General features: G+C 71.8%; 22 protein-coding genes and 1 pseudogene. 11 read left to right on the forward strand and 12 right to left on the reverse strand.

Features of this window, described 5'->3' with window-relative positions; all coding sequences use genetic code 11:
- Positions 1-35 precede the first annotated feature (35 nt).
- Positions 36-1829: an LCP family protein gene (locus tag QFZ64_RS14355; protein WP_307065703.1), complete on the forward strand. Its 1794-nt coding sequence runs from the start codon at positions 36-38 to the stop codon at positions 1827-1829.
- Between the two features lie 114 nt (positions 1830-1943).
- Here QFZ64_RS14355 and QFZ64_RS14360 read toward each other — a convergent pair whose 3' ends face one another.
- Positions 1944-3032 (reverse strand): glycosyltransferase family 2 protein, encoded by a 1089-nt coding sequence (locus QFZ64_RS14360; protein ID WP_307065705.1) that lies wholly within the window; start codon positions 3030-3032, stop codon positions 1944-1946.
- A gap of 528 nt (positions 3033-3560) precedes the next feature.
- Here QFZ64_RS14360 and QFZ64_RS14365 point away from each other — a divergent pair.
- From QFZ64_RS14365 to QFZ64_RS14375, 3 genes are all read left to right on the forward strand, one after another.
- The gene (locus tag QFZ64_RS14365; protein WP_307065707.1) at positions 3561-4928 is read left to right on the forward strand and encodes an LCP family protein; all 1368 of its coding nucleotides are present in this window, start codon (positions 3561-3563) and stop codon (positions 4926-4928) included.
- A 99-nt stretch (positions 4929-5027) separates the two neighbouring features.
- A complete protein-coding gene (locus QFZ64_RS14370) occupies positions 5028-5300 on the forward strand; it encodes a type II toxin-antitoxin system Phd/YefM family antitoxin (RefSeq protein WP_307065708.1) in 273 nt (90 codons plus the stop codon).
- Positions 5297-5560 (forward strand): Txe/YoeB family addiction module toxin, encoded by a 264-nt coding sequence (locus tag QFZ64_RS14375; RefSeq protein WP_307065711.1) that lies wholly within the window; start codon positions 5297-5299, stop codon positions 5558-5560. The genes QFZ64_RS14370 and QFZ64_RS14375 overlap by 4 nt, the downstream gene beginning before the upstream one ends.
- 33 nt (positions 5561-5593) lie before the next feature.
- On the opposite strand, the gene QFZ64_RS14380 is transcribed toward QFZ64_RS14375, so the two are convergent.
- Positions 5594-6937: a UDP-glucose/GDP-mannose dehydrogenase family protein gene (locus QFZ64_RS14380; RefSeq protein ID WP_307065713.1), complete on the reverse strand. Its 1344-nt coding sequence runs from the start codon at positions 6935-6937 to the stop codon at positions 5594-5596.
- A gap of 226 nt (positions 6938-7163) precedes the next feature.
- On the opposite strand from QFZ64_RS14380, the gene QFZ64_RS14385 reads away from it, so the two are divergent.
- Entirely contained in the window at positions 7164-8321 is a 1158-nt protein-coding gene (locus QFZ64_RS14385; protein ID WP_307065714.1) for an acyl-CoA dehydrogenase family protein, read from the forward strand.
- A 112-nt stretch (positions 8322-8433) separates the two neighbouring features.
- On the opposite strand, the gene QFZ64_RS14390 is transcribed toward QFZ64_RS14385, so the two are convergent.
- On the reverse strand, positions 8434-8934 hold the full coding sequence (locus tag QFZ64_RS14390; RefSeq protein ID WP_307065716.1) for a CGNR zinc finger domain-containing protein: 501 nt from the start codon (positions 8932-8934) through the stop codon (positions 8434-8436).
- 129 nt (positions 8935-9063) lie between these two features.
- Between QFZ64_RS14390 and QFZ64_RS14395 the strand changes: the two genes are divergently transcribed.
- Both QFZ64_RS14395 and QFZ64_RS14400 read left to right on the forward strand, forming a co-directional pair.
- Entirely contained in the window at positions 9064-9426 is a 363-nt protein-coding gene (locus tag QFZ64_RS14395) for a VOC family protein (protein ID WP_307065718.1), read from the forward strand.
- A gap of 26 nt (positions 9427-9452) precedes the next feature.
- The gene (locus QFZ64_RS14400) at positions 9453-9851 is read left to right on the forward strand and encodes a VOC family protein (RefSeq protein ID WP_307065720.1); all 399 of its coding nucleotides are present in this window, start codon (positions 9453-9455) and stop codon (positions 9849-9851) included.
- Positions 9852-9923: 72 nt separating this feature from the next.
- Here QFZ64_RS14400 and QFZ64_RS14405 read toward each other — a convergent pair whose 3' ends face one another.
- A complete protein-coding gene (locus QFZ64_RS14405; protein ID WP_307065722.1) occupies positions 9924-11183 on the reverse strand; it encodes a dipeptidase in 1260 nt (419 codons plus the stop codon).
- A 114-nt stretch (positions 11184-11297) separates the two neighbouring features.
- Positions 11298-12588: pseudogene (locus tag QFZ64_RS14410) on the reverse strand (LCP family protein).
- A 118-nt stretch (positions 12589-12706) separates the two neighbouring features.
- Here QFZ64_RS14410 and QFZ64_RS14415 point away from each other — a divergent pair.
- Entirely contained in the window at positions 12707-13258 is a 552-nt protein-coding gene (locus QFZ64_RS14415; RefSeq protein WP_307065723.1) for an acyl-CoA thioesterase, read from the forward strand.
- 20 nt (positions 13259-13278) lie between these two features.
- On the opposite strand, the gene QFZ64_RS14420 is transcribed toward QFZ64_RS14415, so the two are convergent.
- The 3 genes from QFZ64_RS14420 to QFZ64_RS14430 are packed head-to-tail and all read right to left on the reverse strand — an operon-like array spanning position 13279 to position 16183.
- Positions 13279-14472, reverse strand: coding sequence for a dipeptidase (locus QFZ64_RS14420; protein WP_307065725.1), 1194 nt, complete (start codon positions 14470-14472; stop codon positions 13279-13281).
- Between the two features lie 5 nt (positions 14473-14477).
- Positions 14478-15026 carry a 5-(carboxyamino)imidazole ribonucleotide mutase gene (gene purE / locus QFZ64_RS14425; protein ID WP_307065726.1) on the reverse strand — a complete coding sequence of 183 codons (549 nt, stop codon included), beginning with the start codon at positions 15024-15026 and terminating at the stop codon, positions 14478-14480.
- Positions 15023-16183, reverse strand: a complete 1161-nt coding sequence (locus QFZ64_RS14430; protein ID WP_307065728.1) for a 5-(carboxyamino)imidazole ribonucleotide synthase — start codon at positions 16181-16183, stop codon at positions 15023-15025. The genes purE and QFZ64_RS14430 overlap by 4 nt, the downstream gene beginning before the upstream one ends.
- Before the next feature lie 183 nt (positions 16184-16366).
- On the opposite strand from QFZ64_RS14430, the gene QFZ64_RS14435 reads away from it, so the two are divergent.
- The gene (locus QFZ64_RS14435) at positions 16367-16903 is read left to right on the forward strand and encodes a GtrA family protein (RefSeq protein WP_307065730.1); all 537 of its coding nucleotides are present in this window, start codon (positions 16367-16369) and stop codon (positions 16901-16903) included.
- A 33-nt stretch (positions 16904-16936) separates the two neighbouring features.
- Here the strand turns inward: QFZ64_RS14435 and QFZ64_RS14440 are convergent, their stop codons facing one another.
- Both QFZ64_RS14440 and QFZ64_RS14445 read right to left on the reverse strand, forming a co-directional pair.
- Positions 16937-18226, reverse strand: coding sequence for an ATP-binding protein (locus QFZ64_RS14440; RefSeq protein ID WP_307065733.1), 1290 nt, complete (start codon positions 18224-18226; stop codon positions 16937-16939).
- A gap of 16 nt (positions 18227-18242) precedes the next feature.
- Positions 18243-18920 carry a response regulator transcription factor gene (locus QFZ64_RS14445; protein WP_307065735.1) on the reverse strand — a complete coding sequence of 226 codons (678 nt, stop codon included), beginning with the start codon at positions 18918-18920 and terminating at the stop codon, positions 18243-18245.
- A gap of 686 nt (positions 18921-19606) precedes the next feature.
- On the opposite strand from QFZ64_RS14445, the gene QFZ64_RS14450 reads away from it, so the two are divergent.
- Positions 19607-21109 carry an oligopeptide:H+ symporter gene (locus QFZ64_RS14450; RefSeq protein WP_307065737.1) on the forward strand — a complete coding sequence of 501 codons (1503 nt, stop codon included), beginning with the start codon at positions 19607-19609 and terminating at the stop codon, positions 21107-21109.
- 143 nt (positions 21110-21252) lie between these two features.
- Here the strand turns inward: QFZ64_RS14450 and QFZ64_RS14455 are convergent, their stop codons facing one another.
- Positions 21253-21870 (reverse strand): ATP-binding protein, encoded by a 618-nt coding sequence (locus QFZ64_RS14455; RefSeq protein ID WP_307065740.1) that lies wholly within the window; start codon positions 21868-21870, stop codon positions 21253-21255.
- Between the two features lie 363 nt (positions 21871-22233).
- Complete coding sequence (locus QFZ64_RS14460) at positions 22234-22605, reverse strand: STAS domain-containing protein (RefSeq protein ID WP_307065742.1); 372 nt, start codon at positions 22603-22605, stop codon at positions 22234-22236.
- Between the two features lie 238 nt (positions 22606-22843).
- Between QFZ64_RS14460 and QFZ64_RS14465 the strand changes: the two genes are divergently transcribed.
- The gene (locus QFZ64_RS14465) at positions 22844-23803 is read left to right on the forward strand and encodes an RNA polymerase sigma factor SigF (RefSeq protein WP_307071705.1); all 960 of its coding nucleotides are present in this window, start codon (positions 22844-22846) and stop codon (positions 23801-23803) included.
- Positions 23804-23819 lie beyond the last annotated feature (16 nt).

The raw sequence follows: 23819 nt of genomic DNA on the forward strand, positions 1-23819 counted from the left end.
GTGTGACGGGCACAGGGTGGGGAGGCAGGGCGGCGATGGTGCCTAGCGAGGTGCGGGGAGAGGGAGCGCGACCACGCGCCCGGGACGCCGGCCGGCTCGGTCGGGACGCGGACCTGTACGAGGGGGACGCGGACGCGGACCCGCCCGGCACCGTCCGGGGGCCGAAGGCCCGGGGCGGTGCCGCACAGGCCACCGCCGCCGGGGCCGGTGCCACGGGCACCGGCTCCCCCGGCGGTGACGGCGAGGAGCCGGGCGGCCGGGCCGCGCCCGGCGGCGGCCACCGGCGCGGCGGCGGCTCCGGGAACGGTGACGGGTCCGGCGGCGCCGCGGGCCGGCCGCGCCGCAGACGCCGGGTGCTGCGCTGGTCCGCGACGGTTCTGGCGGTGGTGATACTCGGCACCGCGGGTGCCGGGTACCTCTACTACCAGCACCTGAACGGGAACATAAAGAAGGACGACCTCAACCTCGGCGACTCCAAGGACCGCGCCGCCGCGCCCACCCCCAACGCGGCCGGGCAGACCCCGTTGAACATCCTGCTGATCGGCTCCGACGCGCGCGACAGCAAGGAGAACCAGAAGCTCGGCGGCGCGAAGGACACCTTCGGCGGGGACGCCCGTGCGGACGTGCAGATGCTGCTGCACGTCTCGGCGGACCGCAGCAACATGTCGGTGGTGAGCATGCCCCGCGACACGCTGCTGCACCTGCCCAAGTGCACCGACCCCAAGACCAAGCAGGTCTACCAGGCGACCACGTCGCTGGCCATGACGAACGACTCCCTGAACCACGGCGGTCCCGGCTGCACCGTCGCCACCTGGGAGAAGCTGACCGGCATCCACATCGACCACTTCATGATGGTCGACTTCGCGGGTGTGGTCTCGATGGCCGACGCCATCGGCGGCGTCCCCGTCTGCGTCGACAGGAACGTCTACTCGCACACCTCCACCGGCCACGGCTCCGGCCTGAAGCTGGAGAAGGGCACCACGTCCGTCAAGGGCAAGCAGGCCCTGGCGTGGCTGCGCACCCGGTACGGGTTCGAGGACGGCAGTGACATCGCCCGCACCAAGGCACAGCACCAGTACATGAACTCGATGGTCCGTCAGCTCCGCGAGAACGCCACGCTCGGCAACCCGAACAAGATGCGCAAGCTCGCCGAGACGGCCACCAAGTCGCTCACCGTCGACGACGGCCTCGGCACGGTGAAGAAGCTGTACGACCTCAGCATGGACCTGCGGAAGGTCCCCACGAACCGGATCACCATGACGACCATGCCGTGGGTGTACTCCTCCGACGGCAACCGGGTGCTGCCCAAGCCGGACGACGCGGACAAGCTGTTCCGTCTGGTGCGCGAGGACGTGGCGCTGGACGGCAAGGGCAAGAAGAAGGCCCCGAAGGACAAGGAGCCCTCGGACCCGGCCGCCGCCGACGACAAGATCGCCGTGCAGGTGGTGAACGGCACCCGCAGCGACACGCAGGAGCCGGTCGGCGGCCGGGCCACCGAGGTGACGCAGCTGCTGAAGGGCGACGGGTTCACCCAGGCCTCCGCGGACGGCTCGGCGCTGCCCGTCGAGGAGACCACGGTCGTCCGGTACCCGAGCGCGGATCTGGAGGGCGACGCCTGGCGCATCGCCAAGCGGCTCGGCATACCGAGGAACGCGGTGGAGAAGTCCACCGACGTCTCCGGCGTCACCCTGGTCGTGGGCGGCGACTGGCGCACGGGCACCGCCTACAAGGCGCCGGCGGACGACGACAAGGTGCCCTCGTCGGCCAAGCTCGACAAGGGCTCGGACACCAAGGCGTGCATGAAGGTGGACCCGGACTACTCCTGGTGAGACTCGCCTCGGGCCCCTCCCCCGGCACGGCCGCCGTGGCGGTCGCCGTCGGGGGAGGGGCCCGAGGAGGTCTGAGAAGGTCCGAGGGGCCCGACGAAGCGGGCCGGTACGCCGTCAGCCCGCGGCGGTGGTGTCCGTGGCGGCGTCGGCGGCATTGACAGCCTCGGCGGTCACGGCGGGGCGGCGGGAGGCGATCACCTTGCGGGCCAGTGCGCGCGGGCTGGTCAGGAAGCCCCAGCCCCACGACATGTGCATGGTGGCCAGCGCGACGGGAATCCGCAGCCGGGCCTTGAGCGGCAGCCCCTTGCCCGCGGGCAGCGACCCGGCGGCGATCGCCACCAGGTAGCCGGCGGGGACGGCGTAGGCCCACGGGGTCAGGGCGGCGCCGACCACGATGCCCGCCGCGATCGCGCACACGGCGGTCGGCGGGGCGAGGTAGCGCAGGTTGATCGAGCCCTCGTGGTAGCGGGCGACCACGTGCCGCCAGCGGCCGTAGTCCTTGTACTGCTTGGCCAGCGCCCGCACGGTGGGCCGCGGCCGGTAGGAGACCCTCAGCTCGGGCGAGAACCAGATGAGGCCGCCCGCCTCCCGGATGCGGAAGTTCAGCTCCCAGTCCTGGGCGCGGATGAACTCCTCGTTGTAGCCGCCCTGCCGCTCCAGCGCCTCGCGGCGGAAGACGCCGAGGTAGACCGTCTCGGCGGGGCCGGCCTCGCCGCCGGTGTGGAAGGCCGCGTTGCCGACGCCGATCTTCGAGGTCATGGCGGCGGCGACGGCGTGCTCCCAGTCGTTCTCGCCCTCGGCGTGCATGACACCGCCGACGTTCTGCGCGCCGGTCTCCTCAAGGAGCCGTACGGCGGTGGCGATGTAGTTCGGGGAGAGCATGCCGTGGCCGTCGACGCGGACCACGATCGGGTGCCGGGAGGCCTTGATGGCGGCGTTGAGCGCGGCGGGGGTGCGGCCGGTCGGGTTGGGCACGGTGTGCACCCGCGCGTCCTCGCGCACCAGTTCGGCGGCTATCTCGTCCGTACGGTCGCCGGAGGGACCGAGGGCGATGACGACCTCCATCTCGCCGGCGTACTCCTGGGCCAGGATCGCGGTTACGGCTCCGCGCAGGTGCCGCTCCTCGTTGAGGACGGGCATGATCACGGACACGGCGGGGAGCTGCCCGTCGGAGCGCACCTGACTCACGTGGTGGGATCCCATCTCGTCTTTTCGTCCGGGTTTCGCCCGGAGAGTTCTCATCCGGAAGGTCTCGTCCGGCAGTTCTCGTCCGGACGTGCCGGGGGCTTCCCTCCGTACGGGCCGGGGATCGCCTCCGGTTCATGAAGAATCGATGCTCACGTTACCGCGATCGGGGGACACCGGTGCGCGCCGCCGGGTTGCCGCGGCGGGCCTCAGATCGTATGGGCATACCGTGCTCACGGTTCAGGCCCCCTCGTCACGGAGGTGTCCCCCGTGCCCGCACCGTCCGACCCCCCCGTGCCCCCGCCGCACCGGCAACCCCCGCCGCATCGACCGCCCGCGTCGTACCGGCCGCCCGCGTCGTCCCGTACGCGGATGCAGGCGCCCGGCGGCCGGGACACCCCGGTGCCGTCCCGGCCGGGCGCCGCGCCGCCGCCGCGTGCGGGCGTCGCCGGGCTGTCGCGCGTGACCGGCCGCCGCGGACCGGGGCGCCGAGGACCGGGCGGCGGCGGACGGCCGCGGCGGGGCGGGCCGCGGTGGGCGACGCGAATGGCGGCCACGCTCTCCGTGGTCGTGCTCGCCTCCGCCGGGATCGGGCACGCGGTGGTCAGCAGCATCGAGTCGGACATCGCCCGGGTCGACGCGTTCCGCGACATGAAGAACCGCCCCGCTGCGGGCCACGGCACGAACGTGCTGCTGGTCGGCACGGACGGCCGCGAGCGGCTGACCGCCGCCGAGCGGCGCGACTTCCATCTGGGCGGGGCGCCCTGCCACTGCACCGACACCATGATGATCGTGCACCTCTCGGCCGACCGGGAGCGGGCCACCGTGGTCAGCCTCCCCCGCGACTCCTACGCCGAGGTGCCCGCGCGCACCGACCCGAGGACCGGCGCGCAGCAGGCCGCGCACCCGGTCCGGCTCAACGCCGCCTACGCCGAGGGCGGACCGAACCTGACGGTGAGCACCGTCGAGCACATGACCGACCTGAAGATCGACCACTACGTCGAGGTCGACTTCACCAGCTTCATGCGCACGGTCGACGTCCTCGACGGGGTGCGGGTGTGCACGCCGGAGCCGCTGAAGGACGCGTACACCGGGCTCGACCTGCCCGCCGGCACCCACCGGCTGACCGGAGGGCAGGCACTGCAGTACGTGCGCTCCCGGCACGCCGACGGGGCCTCCGACCTCGGCCGGATGCGGCGTCAGCAGCGGTTCCTGGCGGCACTGCTGGAGCGGACCACGTCCTCCGGGGTGCTGCTCAACCCCATGCGGTTCCGGGACGTGACGCGGGCGGTGCTCGGCTCGGTGCGCGCGGACAAGGGGTTCGGCGCGGACGAACTGCTCGACCTGGGGCGGGCGATGCGGAACTTCTCGCCGTCGTCCTCGGAGTTCACGACCGTGCCGATCGCGCAGATGGCGTTCCAGGTGAAGGGGATCGGCTCGACGCTGAAGTGGGACGAGGAGAAGGCCCGGGGGCTGTTCGAGGCGCTGCGCGCGGACCGCCCGCTGGCTCCGCCGCACCGGCGGGCGCCCGTCGACCGTACGCCGGCGGTGGAGGTGGCGCCGCGCGAGATCCGGGTGCAGGTGCTGAACGGCACGACGACGAAGGGGCTGGCCGCGCGGGTGGACCGCGCGCTGGCCGGGCTGGGCTTCGCGGTGACGGGCCGGCCGGCGGACGCGCCGGTGCACGACGCGCGGCGGACGGTCGTCGAGTACGACCCCCGCTGGGACCGGTCGGCCAGATCGCTGTCCACGGCGCTGCCGGACAGCGAACTGCGCCCGGTCCCGGGCCAGGGCCCGGCCCTGAAGGTCACGGTGGGCGCGGACTTCAAGGACGTACGGAAGGTGAAGGTGGCCACCCCGCCGTCCTCGGACGCCCCGGAGGTGGTGAAGGGGGACGAGGTGGTGTGCCCGTAGGGCGCCGCGACCGCCGGGCGCCCCTCCCACGCCCTGGTACCACTCCTCAGTACGAGACCGGTACTGTTTTCCGGTACCGGACAAGAGAGGCGGCGGGACATGACCATAAGCGCCAGCGAGGCACGCCGGGACCTTTTCCCGCTGCTCAAGAAGGTCAACGACGACCACACGCCCGTCCGCATCAGCTCCAGGGGCGGCGACGCCGTCCTCATGTCCGCGGAGGACTACGAGTCCTGGCAGGAGACCGTCCACCTGCTGCGTTCCCCGGCGAACGCCCGCCGCCTCATGGAAGCGGTGGCCCGTGACAGGGCGGGAGCGGCCACGGTCGTCAAGACCATGGAGGAACTGGAAGACCTGGCGGGCGACGAGTGAGGAGCGTCCACTTCGACCCCGACGGCTGGGAAGACTTCCTCTTCCGGCTCGGCTCGGACCGGAAGACGGCCCGCCGGGTCACCCGCCTCATCGGCGAGATCCGGCGCGCCCCCTTCACCGGCATCGGCAAACCCGAGCCGCTCAAGGGCGACCTGTCCGGTTACTGGTCCCGGCGCATCGACGACGAACACCGGCTCGTGTACAGGGCGGACGACAAGGAAGTGAAGATCCTCAAGGCCCGCTACCACTACCACGACTGAGGCAGTGGCACCGGCGAGGCCGTCCGGCGCCTCTCAAGCCGTCGGGCGGCCCATCGCCCGGTAGGTCCAGCCGGACTTGCGCCAGAGGTCGGCGTCCAGGGCGTTGCGACCGTCCAGGAGGATCCGGGCCGCGGCGACCTCGCCGAGGACCGCGGGGTCCAGTTCGCGGAACTCGCGCCATTCCGTCAGGTGCAGGACGACGTCGGCGCCGCGCACCGCCTCCAGGGCGGAGGGGGCGTAGGCCAGGGTGGGGAAGAGACGGGCGGCGTTGTCCATGCCCTTGGGGTCGTAGACCGTGACCTGGCCGCCCTGGAGGTGGATCTGGCCGGCCACGTTGAGCGCCGGCGAGTCCCGTACGTCGTCGGAGTCCGGCTTGAACGTCGCGCCAAGAACCGCGACCCGCTTGCCGAGGAACGGGCCGCCGCCGAGCGCCTGCCGGGCCAGCTCGACCATCCGGCCGCGCTGGCGCATGTTGATGGAGTCGATCTCGCGCAGGAAGGTCAGCGCCTGGTCGGCGCCGAGCTCGCCGGCACGGGCCATGAACGCGCGGATGTCCTTGGGCAGGCAGCCGCCGCCGAAGCCGATGCCGGCCCGCAGGAACTTGCGGCCGATCCGGTCGTCGTACCCGATCGCCTCGGCCAGCTTGGCCACGTCGCCGTCGGCGGCCTCGCACACCTCGGCCATGGCGTTGATGAAGGAGATCTTCGTGGCGAGGAAGGAGTTGGCGGAGGTCTTCACCAGCTCGGCGGTCGGGAAGTCGGTCACCACGAACGGCGAGCCCTCTCCGACCGGCGTCGCGTAGACCTCGCGCAGCAGCGCCTCCGCGCGTTCGCTGCGCACACCGATGACGACGCGGTCGGGGTGCAGTGTGTCCTCGACGGCGAACCCCTCGCGCAGGAACTCCGGGTTCCAGGCCAGCTCCGCCTGCTCGCCGACCGGCGCCAGCTCGGCGAGGCGGGCCGCGAGCCGGTCCGCGGAGCCGACCGGCACGGTGGACTTGCCGACCACCAGCGCGGGCCGCTTCAGGTGCGGGGCGAGCGACTCGACGGCGGAGTCGACGTAGGACATGTCGCACGCGTACTCGCCGTGCTTCTGCGGGGTGTTCACGCACACGAAGTGGATGTCGCCGAACTCCGCGGCCTCGGCCCAGTCCAGGGTGAAGCGGAGCCGGCCGGTCGAGCCCTCGATGCCCGCGACGTGCCGGCGCAGCAGCTCGTCCAGGCCCGGCTCGTACATCGGCGTCTCGCCGCGCTCCAGCAGGGCGATCTTCTCCGGCACCACGTCGAGCCCCAGCACCTCGAACCCGAGCTCGGCCATGGCCGCGGCGTGTGTCGCGCCGAGATAACCGGTGCCGATCACGGTGATCTTCAGGGCCATGGCTGCTCCAGAGGTCTACGGCGATGGTGCGCGCCCGAGCATATCCGGGGCGGCGCCGGTCGAGTTCGCGGGCCGCCTGCCCGTCGGTGTCGGGGCCGCCTGCCCGTTGTTGTCGAACTCACCTATCCAGGACTCCGGCAGGGCTCTAAAATTCTGGTTACTTAACGGTAGTTAGCATCACGGCAGTGAGCATCACCGTCGCAGCAATCTGGGAGCGTGAGAGACCTTGGCCGGATCGGCTGACTTCGACCTGTACCGCCCGTCGGAGGAGCACGACATGCTCCGCGACGCGATCCGCTCACTGGCCGAGGCGAAGATCGCGCCCCACGCCGCCGCGGTGGACGAGGAGGCCCGCTTCCCGCAGGAGGCGCTGGACGCCCTGGTCGCGAACGACCTGCACGCCGTGCACGTGCCCGAGAGCTACGGCGGCGCGGGCGCCGACGCGCTCGCCACGGTCATCGTGATCGAGGAGGTGGCCCGCGTCTGCGCCTCCTCCTCCCTCATCCCGGCCGTCAACAAGCTCGGCTCGCTGCCGGTGATCCTGGCCGGCTCCGAGGAGCTGAAGAAGAAGTACCTGGGCCCGCTCGCCAAGGGCGACGCGATGTTCTCGTACTGCCTGTCCGAGCCGGACGCGGGCTCCGACGCGGCCGGCATGAAGACGAAGGCCGTCCGCGACGGCGACACCTACGTCCTCGACGGCGTCAAGCGCTGGATCACCAACGCCGGCGTCAGCGAGTACTACACGGTCATGGCGGTCACCGACCCCACCAAGCGCTCCAAGGGCATCTCCGCCTTCGTCGTGGAGAAGTCCGACGAGGGTGTCTCCTTCGGCGCCCCGGAGCGGAAGCTCGGCATCAAGGGCTCCCCCACCCGCGAGGTCTACCTCGACCACGTCCGCATCCCCGCCGACCGCATGATCGGCGCGGAGGGCACCGGCTTCGCCACCGCGATGAAGACGCTGGACCACACCCGCATCACCATCGCCGCGCAGGCCCTCGGCATCGCCCAGGGTGCCCTCGACTACGCCAAGGGCTACGTCAAGGAGCGCAAGCAGTTCGGCAAGCCGATCGCCGACTTCCAGGGCATCCAGTTCATGCTCGCCGACATGGCCATGAAGATCGAGGCCGCCCGCGCCCTGACGTACCAGGCTGCGGCCGCCTCCGAGCGTGGCGACAAGGACCTCACCTTCCAGGGCGCCGCCGCCAAGTGCTTCGCCTCGGACGTCGCCATGGAGGTCACCACGGACGCCGTCCAGCTCCTCGGCGGCTACGGCTACACGCGCGACTACCCGGTCGAGCGGATGATGCGCGACGCGAAGATAACCCAGATCTACGAGGGCACGAACCAGGTCCAGCGCATCGTCATGGCCCGCAACCTGCCGTGACGGCCGGCGCCGGCGCCACGGCTCCGTCCTGCCGCCCGGCGCCTCCCACCTGGCGCCCGCCGCCCGCCGCCGAGGGGCGTCCCGTACTCCGGGGCGCCCCTCGGGCGTTCTCTCACTTCGCCCGGTAGCGCCGCATCTTCGCGCGGGCCCCGCACACCGACATCGAGCACCAGCGGCCCCGGCCCGCCGGGCTGCGGTCGTAGTACGCCCAGTGGCAGTCGGTCGCCTCGCAGGCCTTGAGGCGGGACCAGGTGCCTGCCACCAGCCCCTCCGCGATCGCCGCCGCCACGCGGGAGGCGAGCGGCCGGCCGTCCGCCGGGGTCAGCCCCGCCGTGCCGTCCGCGCCGACGGTCACCACCAGCGGCGCCCCGGCCAGCAGCGCCTCCAGCGGCGTCACCTCCCGGTGCGCGGGGTGGCCGGCATGGGCCAGCAGCGCCACCCGCAGCGCCTCCCGCAGTTCGCGGGCCGCCGCCGTCTCGCCCTCCCCGGTCAGCCCGAAGCGCGCCCGCCCCCCGGCGGTGTCCAGCGCATCGTCGCCCGACTCCAGGTCCAGCGTGTTCACCAGGTCCTGCACCAGGGCCAGGTCTCCCGGCGCGGGCACTCGCTCACTCATGTCAGTGACGGTACCGCTGCGCCCCCTTGCGGGGTTACCGGATGAACGGCAGCATGGGGTCACCCGTCGGTTACCGGTAAAGCATGGCAACCGGTAACCGGCTCCGTTGCGGACCCCGAGGAGAACGTCATGGCTCTCGCCGAGCTCGGCACCGTCGTCCTGGACTGCCCCGACCCGCACGCCCTCGCCGGGTTCTACGCCGAGGTGCTCGGCGGCACGGTGGAGGACCAGGGCGACTGGGTCGACCTGAAGCCGCCCGGCGGCGCGACGGCGCTGGCCTTCCAGGCCGCCCCCGGCTTCGTCCCGCCGAAGTGGCCCGCGCCCGACGCCTCGCAGCAGTTCCACCTCGACCTGAGCGTCGAGGACCTGGACGCCGCGGAGAAGAGGGTGCTCGCGCTCGGCGCCACTCCGCTGGAGACCGACGACCGCACACGCACCTTCCGCGTGTACGCGGACCCGGCGGGGCACCCGTTCTGCCTCTGCGCCGGCTGAACCAGACCCCCAGAGAGGACCGTTCCATGACCGAGACCGTCGCCCGGTTCCGTTCCGTCGTGCTCGACTGCCCCGACCCGTTCGCGCTCGCCGAGTTCTACGCCGGGGTCGTCGGCGGCACCCCGGATGCCGAGGACGGGAGCGAGGACTGGGTCGTCGTCCGGGTGCCCGGCGGTCCCCGGCTCGCCTTCCAGCGGGCCGGGGAGGACTACACCCCGCCGGAGTGGCCGCGCTCCGACCGCAACTCGCAGCAGGCGCACCTGGATCTGGACGGCGGGAGCACCTGGGCCCAGATCGACGCGGCCGAGGAGAAGGTGCTGGCGCTGGGCGCCCGGCGGCTGGAGGCGCCCGAGGGCGAGGACTTCCGGGTCTACGCGGACCCGGCCGGGCACCCGTTCTGCCTCTGCCGCATCGAGCACGGCTGACGGCGCGAGGCGTGCGAGGGCCCGGGCGGACATCCGCCCGGGCCCACTGCCGTCACGGCGGTCTCGGCGGTCTCAGCCGTCTCGGCCGTCCAGGTCCTCGATCCGTGCCGCCGACGGCCCCCGGCGCTGCTGGGCCGCGCGGGCGGTGAAGTCCGCGCACCGCACCACCCGTTGCACGTTCCCCCAGGTGAGCAGGGCCACGTCCGCGTCGGTCCAGCCGCGGTCGAGGAGCTCGGCGACCAGGTACGGGTAGCGGGAGGCGTCGGCCAGGCCGCCGGGGTGCGCGGTCCCGGTGTCGTAGGTGCCGGACAGGCCCACGCAGTGCGCCCCGGCGAGCCGGTGGACGTGGTCGAGGTGGTCGGCGACGTCCCGCAGCGAGGGGCCGGTCTGCTCGGCGGTGAGCGGGACGAGGCACAGCCCGTGCGCGGTGCCCACCTCGGTGAGCAGGTCGTCGGGGAGGTTGGCCGGGTGGGGGCGCAGCGCGCGGGCGGCGGAGCGGGTGAAGACGACCGGTGCCTTGGACAGGGCGAGGCAGCGGCGGGCGGTGGCGTCCGATGCGCCGGACAGGTCGGCGAGCACACCGAGGCGGTTCATCTCGCGGACCACCTCCTCGCCGAAGCGGGTGAGCCCCGCGCCGCCCGCGGCCTTCGTGTCCCCCGCCTCGCTGCTCCCCCTCGTACCGCCCGCCTCCCCCGCCCCACCCGTCCAGGACGTCCGGGCGAGGGTGAGCAGCCGCAGTCCGAGGGCGTGCAGGGAGCGCAGGATACCGAGGGAGTCGTCGATCGCGGCGGCCGCGGCGGGCCCGGGGACCACTGCGGTACGGCCGCAGTTGCGGGCGTCGGCGAGCTGCCCGGCGTCATGGGCGAGCCGCAGTCCCTCCGGGTGGGCGCCCACCACCGCACGGACCAGGTCGAGCTGTTCCAGGGTGGCGCCCACGGCCCGGTCGCCGTCGAGCGACTCGGGCAGGTGCAGCGACCAGAACTGGGCGCCGACGTGGCCGGCGCGCAGCCGGGGCAGATCGGTGCCGAGGGCGCTCTCGCCGAGTTCGAGGTCGTACCAGGGCAGGTTCCGCAGCACCCGCGGCAGCCCGTTGTGGCCGTCGGCCACGGGGTGGGCGGCGAGGAGGGCGCGGGCCCGCCCCAGGGGGTCCCTCTCCCCGGTGCCGTCGGCCTCCTCGCGGAGCAGGTCCCCGGGCGGACTCCCGGCCGCATCCCCGACCATGCCCCCGGCGTCCTGCGGGAAGCGGGCCGCGCGCCGTTCCGGGCCGGGCAGCGGCTCGCCGAACCCGCCGAGACCGGTGGTGCTGTGCAGCTCGTCCTGCAGGTCGGCCATGGCGGGCTCCCTGTGTCGTGAACGGGTTCGATTCACGGTCGCACGGAGGCCGGGCCGCTTCCTGGTGGGAGGAGCGTTCGGGGTACGGGCGCCCGCGGGCGCCCGACGACGGGCTCAGTTGCCCGAGACCGTCACCTTCTCGTCGTTGTTCAGCTCGTTCACCAGCGTCTTCACCTTCGTCTTGTCCCAGACGAGGTTGCCGCCGGTGGACCCCGAGATCGGCATGTTCATCGAGGTGCCGTCACCGCCGCTGACGCCCTTCATCGCCCAGAACATGGACGCCAGGCTCCACAGCGACATGTCCTTGTCGACGGTCAGCGAGTCCAGGCCGGACCCGAGCGTCGGGTACAGCTTGAACGGGTTGAGCACCGTGGACGGGGTGGCGACCTGGTGGGCGAGGGCGGACAGGAACTTCTGCTGGTTCTTGGTGCGCTCCAGGTCGCTGGCGGCGAAGGCGTGCCGGGTGCGGACGAAGGCCAGGGCCTCCTCGCCGTTCAGCGTCTGCTTGCCCGCCTTGAAGTCGGCGCCGGAGTACTTGTCCTTGAACGCCTTGTCGATGGTGATGTCGACGCCGCCGACCGCGTCCACGATGTTGGCGAACCCGGCGAAGCCGATCTCGACGTAGTGGTCGATGTGCAGACCCGTGTTGTACTCGATGGTCCGCACCAGCAGCGTCGGGCCGTCGGTGGCGTAGGCCGCGTTGAGCTTGGTGTGCTTGCCGGTGCCCTGGAAGGTCTTGCCGGACTCCGAGCCCTTGAACGTCGGAATCTCGACGTCCGAGTCGCGGGGCAGCGAGATGAGGGTGTCGCCGCTGTCGCCGACGTGCAGGATCATCATCGAGTCGGTGCGCTTGCCCTCGGCGGAGCCGGTGTGCAGGTCCTTCTTCTGGTCGGCGGACAGGCCCTCGCGGCTGTCGGAGCCGACGATCAGGTAGTTGGTGCCGTCGCCCTCGGCCGGCCGGTCGATGACCTTGGACAGGTCGACGTCGCGGTTGAGCTTGGAGTCGGCCCAGAAGTACGTGCCGATGGTGGTCACCACCAGCGCGGTGACGACGGTGATCGCCGTCCACTTGATGCGCCGCCGCCAGTTCGGGGCGGGACGGCCGCCGCCGGTCCCGGCCGGGCCGCCCGCGCCGCCACCGCCGTAGACCTGGCCGGTGTTGTACCCGGAACCGTCGTCGTACCCGCCCTGTCCGCCGCCGGCACCGCCGTCGGTGTACGACGGCTGCTGCGGCACCCTTCCGTACGGCGGGGCCGACGGAGCCGGGGCCGTAGCCCTGCCCGGCGTCCGCCGGGCCGCGCCCGGCCTGCCGCGCCACCCGGGCGCCCTCGGACCGGGCACCGGCGCCACCGCGTCCGTACCCATTGCCGTTGTTGTCGGACCACCCGTCCGGCCACTCGTTCATGCCGCCCAGTGTGCAGTGCCGGGCTGTGCGCCAGACAGGGGTCCCGGAGATTTGGGTCAGTGCTGTTGCGAAGCCGACACAAAGTCTCCCGACGGCCACGCCGCATAGGGTGGAGTTCATGACAGACCACGCCTCGTCGGCGACGGCGGAGGGGCTTCCCGGGAAGCCCGTCTCCGCCTCCCGCACCACGCTCAGCCACATCATGACCCACAACGACACGAACCTTCTGGGCACGGTGCACGGCGGAGTGATCATGAAGCTCGTCGACGACGCGGCCGGCGCCGTGGCCGGGCGGCACTGCGGCGGGCCCGCGGTGACGGCGTCCATGGACGAGATGGTGTTCCTGGAGCCGGTCCGGGTCGGCGACCTGGTCCATGTGAAGGCGCAGGTCAACTGGACCGGGCGCAGCTCCATGGAGGTGGGCGTGCGGGTCCTGGCGGAGCGCTGGAACGAATCGGCGCCGGCCACCCACGTCGGCTCGGCGTACCTGGTGTTCGCTGCCGTGGACGCCGACGGCAGGCCGCGCCCGGTGCCGCCGGTGATCCCGGAGACCGACCGGGACCGGCGCCGGTGGCAGGAGGCACAGATCCGCCGCACCCACCGGCTGGCCCGCCGCCGCGCCATCATGGAGCTGCGGGAGAAGCGGGCGGCGGAGGGATACGAGCACTGAGGTCCGCCGCCCGCCCCGCGTCACCCGTCGAGCTGCTCCAGCGTGGCGTTGGACGGCGGCCGGGCGGCCTGCTCCGCGCGGGCCACGTCCTCCGCGGCGCCGAGCACCCGGACCGCGTTCTGCCAGGTCAGCTTGGCCAGGTCGGCCCGTGACCAGCCCCGGTCGAGCAGCTCGGCGATCAGGTTCGGGTAGCCCGAGACGTCGTCGAGCCCGGCCGGGGTGAAGGCCGTGCCGTCGTAGTCGCCGCCGATGCCGAGGTGGTCGACGCCGGCGACCTCGCGCATGTGGTCGAGGTGGTCGGCGACGGTGGCCGCCGTGGCGACCGGGCGCGGATGCGTCTCCTCGAAGGCGCGGTGCGCCTTCATCGCCTCGTCGTTCGTCTCCAGGTGGTGGAAGCCGTGCGCCCGCAGGTTCTCGTCGGCGGCGGCCGTCCAGTCGACGGCGGCCTGGAGGACGAACTTGGGGACGAACGTCACCATCGCCACACCGCCGTTGCCCGGCAGCCGCTCCAGCACGTCGTCGGGGATGTTGCGCGGGTGGTCGCAGACCGCGCGGGCGGAGGAGTGCGAGAAGACCACCGGCGCCGAGGTGGTGTCCAGCGCGGCCCGCATGGTGGCGGGGGCCACGTGGGAGAGGTCCACGAGCATGCCGAGCCGGTTCATCTCACGCACGACCTCGCGGCCGAAGGCCGACAGCCCGCCGACGGCCGGCTCGTCCGTGGCCGAGTCGGCCCACGCCACGTTGTCGTTGTGGGTGAGCGTCATGTAGCGCACCCCGAGCGCGTGCAGCGCCCGGAGTGTGCCGAGGGAGTTGTCGATGGAGTGGCCGCCCTCGGCGCCCATCAGCGAGGCGATCCGGCCCTCGGCGCGGGCCGCCTCCATGTCGGCGGCGGTGTACGCGGCGCGCAGCGCGTCGGGGTGTCGGTCGATCAACTGCCGTACGCAGTCGATCTGTTCGAGCGTCGCGGTGACCGCGCCGGGCAGGTCGGAGCGGACGTACACCGACCAGAACTGGGCGCCGACGCCTCCGGCGCGCAGCCGGGGGATGTCGGTGTGCAGGTGCTCGTGCCGGTCGCCGGCGATGTCGCGGGCGTCGAGGTCGTACCGGACCTGCTCGCGCAGCGCCCAGGGCAGGTCGTTGTGGCCGTCGACGACGGGGAACTCGCGCAGCAGCTCGCGGGCGGCGTCGAGGGACGCGGAGGGGGTCGAGGTCATCGCCGTCACTTCCCCGCGCCCGGACCGAAGCCGAAGCCGGCGCTCGCGCCCTGGACCTTGGCGCGCAGCCGCTTGCCCTTCTCGGTGGCCTGGTCGTTCAGCTCCTGCTGGAACTCCCGCATGCGGGTGCGCAGGTCCTCGTCGTGGGCGGCGAGGATGCGGGCCGCGAGCAGCCCGGCGTTGCGCGCGCCGGCGACGGAGACGGTGGCGACGGGCACCCCGGCCGGCATCTGCACGATGGAGAGCAGGCTGTCCATGCCGTCCAGGTACTTCAGCGGCACGGGCACGCCGATGACGGGCAGCGGGGTGACGGAGGCGAGCATGCCGGGCAGGTGGGCGGCGCCGCCCGCGCCCGCGATGATCACCTTCAGCCCCCGGTCCGCGGCCTGCTCGCCGTACGTGATCATCTCGCGCGGCATGCGGTGCGCGGAGACGACGTCGACCTCGTGGGCGATCTCGAACTCGTCGAGGGCCTGGGCGGCGGCCTCCATGACGGGCCAGTCGGAGTCCGACCCCATCACGATGCCGACGGCGGGTTGTGCGGCGGAGCTCATTCGGTGATCGTCCCTCTCAGGTAACCGGCTGCGTGACGGGCGCGCTCCAGCACGTCGTCGAGGTCGTCGCCGTAGGTGTTGACGTGCCCCACCTTGCGGCCGGGCTTCACGTCCTTGCCGTACATGTGGATCTTGAGCTGGGGGTCGCGGGCCATGCAGTGCAGGTACGCGGAGTACATGTCCGGGTAGTCGCCGCCGAGGACGTTGACCATGACGGTCCACTTCGCGCGCGGGCGCGGGTCGCCGAGCGGGAGGTCCAGGACGGCGCGGACGTGGTTGGCGAACTGGCTGGTGATCGCGCCGTCCATCGACCAGTGGCCGGAGTTGTGCGGGCGCATCGCGAGCTCGTTGACGAGAATGCGTCCGTCACGGGTCTGGAACAGCTCGACGGCGAGGTGGCCGACGACGCCGAGTTCCTTGGCGATGTTCAGCGCCATCTCCTCGGCGCGCAGGGCGAGGGACTCGTCCAGGCCGGGGGCCGGGGCGATCACCGTGTCGCAGACGCCGCCGACCTGCCGGGACTCGACGACGGGGTAGGCCACCGCCTGGCCGTGCGGGGAGCGGACCACGTTGGCGGCCAGCTCGCGTACGAAGTCGACCTTCTCCTCGGCGAGGACGGGGACACCGGCGCGGAACGGGTCGGCGGCCTCCTCGGCGGAGTCGACGACCCACACGCCCTTGCCGTCGTAGCCGCCGCGGACGGTCTTGAGGACGACGGGGAAGCCGTCGCCCTCGGCGCCCTCGGGGACGCCCTCCGCCGCGAAGGCCGCCACGTCCGCGGGATCGCTCACGATCCGGTGCCGGGGGCAGGGGACGCCGAGTGCGTCGAGCCGCGCGCGCATCACGCCCTTGTCCTGGGCGTGCACGAGCGCGTCGGGCCCGGGGCGGACGGGGATGCCGTCCGCCTCCAGAGCCCGCAAATGCTCGGTCGGCACATGTTCGTGATCGAAGGTGATCACGTCACAGCCGCGCGCGAACTCGCGGAGCGTGTCCAGGTCGCGGTAGTCGCCGACGACGACTTCGTTCACGACCTGCGCCGCGGATTCCTGGAGTGTGTCACTGAGGAGCTTGAACCTGATGCCCAACGGGATGCCCGCCTCGTGTGTCATACGAGCGAGCTGGCCTCCGCCGACCATGCCGACTACCGGAAACGTCACGTTCTCTAGGTTATGCGGCGAGCGGGGCCCGCCGTCCCCCGGGTGGGGCGGGACCGGGCGTGGGGGACGGCGCGGACGGTCGTCGCTCGCGCCCTCGTGCGGGCGTGCTGGTTAGCATGGGGGGATCGCGGTCGCTCTCCGGTGGCGGCCGTCGGACGCGACCCGACGGGGGCTGGCGACACGATGGGCAATGGTTCCACGGGGGTGCGGGGCACCTCTCGCCGCGGCCTGCGCCGTCAGGTCCAGCGGTTCGGCCGCGAGATCATGAAGTTCGGCGCGGTCGGCGGGGCCGGCCTCCTCGTCAATCTGCTCGTCTTCAACCTGGTGCGGCACACCACCGATCTGCAGGTGGTGCGCGCCAGTGTGGTCGCCACGATCGTCGCGATCGCGTTCAACTACGTCGGCTTCCGGTACTTCGCCTACCGGGACCGCGACAAGAGCGGCCGTACCAAGGAACTCACGCTGTTCCTGCTGTTCAGCGCGGCCGGCCTGGTGATCGAGAACGGCGTGCTGTTCGTGGCGACGTACGGCTTCGGCTGGGACAGCCCGTTGCAGAGCAACATCTTCAAGTTCCTCGGCATCGGCATCGCCACCCTGTTCCGGTTCTGGTCGTACCGCACCTGGGTGTTCCGCGCACTGCCCGCCAAGGAGGCGGTGGCGAGCGCGGAATCGTTCCTGGAGGACGCGGACGCCACACCGCCCGGGCGCCTGCGCCGCTGAGAAGCCGCCCCCCGGGACCCCGGGCCGCCCCGCTCATCGCACCGTCGGCCCGTGGTCCTCGCCCACCGGTGCCTTCTTCAGCGGCGTACGCGACAGGAACAGGCCGAAGACCGGCGGTTTCGCCTGGAGCATCTCCAGCCGGCCGCCGTCCGCCTCGGCGAGGTCACGGGCGACGGCGAGGCCGATACCCGTGGAGTTCCGCCCGCTGATCGTGCGCTCGAAGATACGGGCACCCAGGTCGGACGGGACGCCGGGGCCCTCGTCGGTCACCTCGATGACCGCCTGGTTGCCGGTGACGCGCGTACGCAGCGCGACCGTGCCGCCGCCGTGCATCAGGGAGTTCTCGATCAGCGCGGCCAGCACCTGCGCCACCGCCCCCGGCGTGCCCACGGCCTGCAGATGCCGTTTGCCGGAGCTGACGATGGCGCGCCCCTCGCTGCGGTAGGCGGGGCGCCACTCGGCGACCTGCTGCTGGATGACCTCGTCGAGGTCGAAGGAGACGGCGGAGCCGGTGCGCGGGTCCCGGGCGTTGGTGAGCAGCCGCTCCACGACGTCCGTGAGCCGCTCGACCTGGGTCAGCGCGATCGTCGCCTCCTCCTTCACCGTGTCGGGGTCGTCGGTGAGGGTGATCTCCTCCAGGCGCATGGACAGCGCGGTGAGCGGGGTGCGGAGCTGGTGGGAGGCGTCGGCGGCCAGCCGTCGCTCGGCGGTGAGCATCCGGGCGATGCGCTCGGCGGAGGAGTCCAGCACGTCGGCGACCCGGTCCAGCTCGGGCACCCCGTACCGCTTGTGCCGCGGGCGCGGGTCCCCGGAACCGAGGCGCTCGGCGGTGGAGGCGAGGTCGGTGAGCGGGGAGGCGAGCCGGTTGGCCTGGCGCACGGCGAGCAGGACGGCGGCGACGATCGCGAGCAGCGCGACCAGGCCGATGATCAGCAGCGTGCGGCCGACCTCGCGGGTCACCGTCGACCGGGGCTCCTCGACGCGGACCGTCTCGCCCTCCTCGCCCTTGGCGGTGGCGTGGATGACGTCGCCGGAGGGCCGGGAGCCGACCTCGACGGAGTCCTTGCCCGGCAGGGTGACGACGGCGTACCTGTCCTCGGTGACCTGGCCCTTGAGCTGCTCCCTGAGCACCTCGGCGGTGACCTTCTCGTCGTCCATGACACGGCCGTCGACGATGCTGGCCAGGCGCAGCGCCTCGGAGTCGACCCGCTCCTGGGCGCTGTTGCTGATGGTGCGGGTCTCGACGAGGACGAGGGAGACGCCGAAGACCGCGATCACCACGAGGACGACGGCGAGGGTGGACTGGATGAGACGGCGGCGCACGGTTGCCGGGGCCTCGTCAGCTCTTCTCGAAGCGGAAACCGACGCCTCGGACGGTCGCGATGTAGCGGGGGTTCGCCGCGTCGTCGCCGAGCTTCTTGCGCAGCCAGGAGATGTGCATGTCCAGCGTCTTGGTGGACGACCACCATGTGGTGTCCCAGACCTCGCGCATGAGCTGGTCGCGGGTGACGACCCGGCCCGCGTCCCGCACCAGCACCCGCAGCAGGTCGAACTCCTTCGCCGTGAGCTGCAGTTCCTCTTCGCCCATCCACGCCCGGTGCGACTCGACGTCGATGCGCACGCCGTGCGTGGCGGGCGGCTGCTGCGGCTCGGTCGCCCCGCGGCGCAGCAGGGCCCGGACACGGGCGAGCAGTTCGGCGAGGCGGAACGGCTTGGTGACGTAGTCGTCGGCGCCCGCGTCGAGTCCGACGACGGTGTCCACCTCGTCGGCGCGCGCGGTCAGGATGAGGATCGGGACGGTGTGCCCGTCGGAGCGCAGTCGGCGGGCCACTTCCAGCCCGTCCATGCCGGGCAGCCCGAGGTCGAGTACCACCAGGTCGACGCCGCCCTGCATCCCCGCGTCGAGCGCGGTCGGTCCGTCCTCGCGCACCTCGACCTCGTAGCCCTCCCGGCGCAGGGCGCGGGCCAGAGGCTCCGAGATGGACGCGTCGTCCTCTGCGAGCAGTACACGGGTCATGGACTGATGGTAGTCCGACCGGTGCAAGAGACGAGGGGGTGATCGACACCCGGTTCTCTTACCTTGATCCGGGAGGGTGTCCGGTCGCCCGCCGCCGGTTCGCGCCCGGAGGCGCCGCCTGCGACCATGGGGGAGAATCGGGCGTGGAGCTTCGAAACAGATGTGCGGTTCCGTCCGAGCCTGTGATTCGCGTCTCAAGTCCTTCCATATGGGGTGGGACCGTGTCGTATCGTGAGCTGACACGCCTGTGATGACAACCCGGACAACCGGGAGCGGACCGGCGGCGGGCTCGCCCGCCGGGTCCCTTGTCTGCGGGCGGCGGGCCGGTCACCGACCGGTCCGGACCGGCCGGTTCTCACCGTCCGTCCCGAGGCCGGTTCCCCGCCGGCCGGAAGTGAAATGACCTGTGGCCGGGCCCCGAGCACGTGCGCGCCGACGCGCACTCGCCGCGAGGGGCGTGGATCCCGGTGGTCGCCGTCCCCGTTCCGTGACGCGGACTCCGTCACGCGGACTCCGTGATCCGGATTCCGTGATCCGGATTCCGTGATCCGGATTCCGTGATCCGGATTCCGTGCTTCGGAGCGGATACCCCCGTGAGCGTGGGGTGGACGACGTCAACCACCGGTGCCGGCCTCCCCCACCGGGCGCAACGCCAAGCACTGCGTCCCGACCAGCAAGGAACGACCATGGCGTCCAGCCTGACGAAGGACTCGGTCCGCCCGGGCACCCCCGGCTCCGGTTCCGAGAAGTCCTTCTTCGGCCACCCCCGCGGACTGGCCACTCTCTTCATGACCGAGATGTGGGAGCGGTTCTCCTACTACGGCATGAGGGCTCTGCTCCCGCTGTACCTGGTGGCCCCGGGCGGCCTGCACATGAGCGCCACCACCGCGACCGCGATCTACTCGGTCTACCTCTCGCTCGTCTACCTGCTCGCCATGCCGGGCGGGTGGGTCGCCGACCGGATCCTCGGCCCCCGCAAGACCGTCGCCGTCGCCGGTGCGGTCATCATGCTGGGCCACCTGACGCTGGCGCTGCCGTCGGCCGGCACGTTCTTCGCCGGCCTCGGACTGGTGGCGATCGGCTCGGGTCTGCTGAAGGCCAACATCTCGACGATGGTCGGCCACCTGTACAACGGCCCGGACGACCCGCGCCGGGACGGCGGCTTCACCCTCTTCTACGTCGGCATCAACGTCGGCGCCTTCGCCGCGCCGCTCGCGATCGGCACCGTCGGCGAGAACGTCAACTGGCACCTCGGCTTCGCGCTCGCGGCGGTCGGCATGGGCCTCGGCCTGGCCCAGTTCCTGCTCGGCACGCGTCACCTCAGCCCGCGCTCGGACGTCGTCCCCATGCCGCTGTCGGCGCCCGAGAAGTCCTCCACGCTGCGCAAGACCGGCGCGTGGGCGGCCGCGGCCGTGATCTTCTACGCGGTCATCGGCCTGACCGGCGTCTACACGCTGAACTGGCTGATGGTGCCGATCACCGTGGCCGGCCTGATCATTCCGGTCTTCGTGATCGCGCGCATCAAGCGGGACCGCTCCCTGGACCGCGCCGAGCAGTCCCGGATGACCGCGTACATCTGGTTCTTCGTGGCCGCGGCCGTGTTCTGGATGATCTACGACCAGGGCGGCTCGACGCTGTCGCTGTTCGCGGACGGCTCCGCCAAGAACACCGTCCTCGGCTGGGGCTTCCCGGTCTCCTGGTACCAGTCGGTCAACCCCGTGCTGATCATGGCGTTCGCACCCGTGTTCGCCGCGGTCTGGCTGGCGCTGAACCGGCGCGGCAAGGAGCCGAGCACGGTGGTGAAGTTCGCCTCCGGTCTGATGCTGGTCGGCGTCTCCTTCTTCGTCTTCCTGGCGCCCCTGTCGATCGCCGGCGACGGACACAAGGCGGCCGCGCTGTGGCTGGTGGCGATCTACTTCGTCCAGACGATGGGCGAGCTGCTGCTGTCGCCGGTGGGCCTGTCGGTGACGACGAAGATGGCACCGGCCAAGTACGCCTCGCAGCTCATGGGCGTCTGGTTCCTCGCGGTCACCGCGGGCGACGCGACGACGGGTCTGCTGTCCATCGCGGGCGTCGACCTCAACAAGAACGGCATCGTCGCCCTGGAGGCCACGCTCGCGGTCGTCGCGGGCGCGGCGGTCTGGCTCTACCGCGGCAAGGTCAAGCGACTGATGGGCGACGTGCGCTGACGCGCGGCGGGTGACACACGGCGAGTGTCCTCGCGAGTGACACGGCGAAGGGCGGCGGCATCCGAGGATGCCGCCGCCCTTCGCACGTGCGATGTGTCTGGGAGGGGGAGGGGAGCGCCGCGAACGCGGTCCCTCTTACGGGTCTAAGGCGCCCCCAGCTCCGCCCACACCGTCTTGCCCGCGGCACCGTCGGCGCTGTCGGACCGGACGACTCCCCAGTCCAGACACAACCGCTCGACAATGAACATGCCGTGGCCGCCGGGCCGTCCCGCCCGGTGGGGGTTGCGCGGCGCCGGCTGGCCCTCACCCCGGTCGGAGACCTCGATCCGCAGCACCTTGTTGTCGCAGGTGATTCCCAGTTCCTCGGGCCCCTCGGCATGCAGGCACGCATTGGTGACCAGCTCGGAGACGACCAGCAGGACGTCCTCCGCCGCGGCCCGCCGGTCGGCGGAGTCGGCCGGCAGCCAGCCCCAGGCGTAGAGCGCCTGCCGGGTGAAGTCGCGGGCGAGCGGCACCACGCCGCTCGCTCCGTCGAAGTTCAACCGCCGTACCTGCCGCCCTCCGGACGGCGGGGACCCCCCGACGGACGTGGGGGCCGCCACGGCGGACACCCCCGCCCCCGGCGGCTCGGCGGACGCGGAAGACGCAGACGGCACGGACGACGGACCCTCCGAGGATGCCGCCCCGTCCGCGGCCGCCCCGGAAGCGCCGCTGGGCTCGGGGCCGCGGTCGCCCGGCGAGTAAGGCCGGGTGGTGCTCATCAGCGCTTCACCTCACCGATTCACCAGTTCACGATTTTTTTCACGATGGAAGACTCTGCACCCGCACAAAAGGGTGTACCCGCCCTGTTCCGAGCGGCACGCATCTCGCGGCCCCGTACGGACAGGACGCGGCTCGCGCCGCCGGGGATGCCTGCCCTCCCGTGCCACCGGCACGTTCAGATGTCTCCTGCCCGGGCCGACCGGCGGAACACCCACGGATTCGGACGGAACCGGTAACGATCGCAACGCGTTCGTCACACCCGCCACACAAGGCACCGGACGAGTCGTCGCCCACCCGGCGGACCGCGTATGCCGTCCGCAGGCGTGTGCCCCCCTCGTCGGCGCGTGCTCCACTCCCCTCGCCTACTCGGAGGCGAGAGCCTGGTCGAGCGTGTCGTGGAGGACGAACACCGAATCGGCGCCGGTGATCTCGAAGACCCGGGCCACCACCGGCTGCATCCCCACGAGATGCACCTCGCCACCCGCGGCCTCGGCCTTCAACCGGGCACCGAGCAGCACGTTCAGCCCGGTGGAGTCGCAGAACTCCAACCGGGAGCAGTCCACCACCAGGCGCGAGAAACCCTTCTCCAGGCAGTCTTCGAGCGGCTCGCGCAACAGATCGGCGGTGTGGTGATCCAGCTCACCCGCCGGTGTCACGACAGCGCTCGTACCTTCTTCACGCACCTCGACCAGAAGCCGGCCCGACTGTGCGCTGCCGACCGTCCCGCGGTCCATGCCGTCCCTCTCCCGACCGTCGTGGCTCTTGCTTGACGCCCTCGAACACTACGCCTTCCCCACAAGTCTTGAACACCCGAACAAACGCACAAACCGGGACAACGCGCAGCTAAGCGCACTTGCAACCGGCTTGTGGAACCGGGTAGGGCTAGTAGGGACACCCAACCGACACGGCCGGCTTTGGAGGCGCCGCACACCGCAGTGCACGTATGGCTTCGGCTGCCACATGCCGAGAACGATGGAGGACATCATGTCACCCCGGCTCGACGAATCGCATACCCAGAGGGCGACGTCGACACGCTCCCCGGAACGACCGGAGTTCGAACCCGCTGTCGAGTCCCTCGAAGGACTCGAGGCGCTGGAGGACTTCGAGACCCTCACCGAACCCGACGGTCTGGCCGGACTCCCCGAGATCCCCCCGTACCACGAGGTGGGACCGGTGGACGCGCGGGCGCTGTCCAAGACCCTGTTCCAGCGCCTGGAGTCCCTCGAAGAGGGCACCTACGACCACGCCTACGTCCGCCACACGCTCGTCGAGCTGAACCTCGCCCTGGTGAAGTTCGCCGCCGCCCGGTTCCGCACCCGCAGTGAACCGATGGAGGACATCATCCAGGTCGGCACGATCGGCCTGATCAAGGCGATCGACCGGTTCGAGCTGAGCCGCGGTGTGGAGTTCCCCACGTTCGCGATGCCGACCATCATCGGCGAGATCAAACGGTTCTTCCGCGACACCTCGTGGTCCGTGCGCGTACCGCGCCGGCTGCAGGAACTCCGCCTGGACCTGGCCAAGGCCGGCGACGAGCTGGCCCAGCAGCTCGACCGGGCGCCCACCGTGACCGAACTGGCGGACCGCCTCGGGCTGTCCAACGAAGAGGTCGTCGAGGGCATGGTCGCCTCCAACGCGTACACCGCCTCCTCCCTGGACGCGCAGCCCGAGGAGGACGACTCGGAGGGCGCGCTCGCGGACCGCATCGGCTACGAGGACCACGACCTCGAGGGCGTCGAGTACATCGAGTCGCTGAAGCCGCTGATCGCCGGTCTGCCGCAGCGCGACCGGAAGATCCTCTCGCTGCGGTTCGTGGCCAACATGACGCAGTCGGAGATCGGCGAGGAACTCGGCATCTCCCAGATGCACGTCTCCCGGCTGCTGTCCCGCACGCTGGTCCGGCTGCGCAAGGGCCTGGCGCTCGAGGACTGACCCGTGCTCCCTGTTG

The organism is Streptomyces sp. B3I8 (assembly GCF_030816915.1).
Taxonomy (GTDB): Bacteria; Actinomycetota; Actinomycetes; order Streptomycetales; family Streptomycetaceae; genus Streptomyces.